At 38.3% G+C, this 405-nt stretch carries 1 protein-coding gene; it reads right to left on the minus strand.

Going from position 1 to position 405, the window contains the following annotated elements; all coding sequences use genetic code 11:
- The coding region (locus GJV77_RS14710) for a reverse transcriptase domain-containing protein (protein ID WP_262885841.1) at positions 1-405 on the minus strand (405 nt) is incomplete at both ends.

Below are 405 nucleotides of genomic sequence, written 5' to 3' on the forward strand. Positions count from 1 at the left end.
TCATTTAGATGTCTCTTTGCCTCTTTCAGCGCTGTATAACAACCTTTTTGCGGTCTAAACCCATGGCTACTCTTATGGAAATCTCGCTCATAAATCTCTGATAATACTTGTGCGATACTTTGCTGTACTACTCTGTCAATAACTGTTGGGATTCCTAAAAGTCGTACTTTTCCGCCTTCTTTTGGAATTTCTACTCTGCGCACTCCTTGTGGTTTATATTTTCCTCTTGCTAAGGAATTCAGTAGTGACTCTTTATGAACTAAAAACCACTCTAGCATTTTATCTGTAGACATCTTGTCTATTCCATGACTCCCTTTATTTGACTTAACTCGTTTATAAGCTAAGTTCAGATTTGAGGGGCTTAGGATTTGTTCAAGTAAGTCTAACTCCCCTAATCGTACTTCC

This window comes from Myroides pelagicus, from assembly GCF_009711055.1.
Taxonomy (GTDB): Bacteria; Bacteroidota; Bacteroidia; order Flavobacteriales; family Flavobacteriaceae; genus Flavobacterium; species Flavobacterium pelagicum.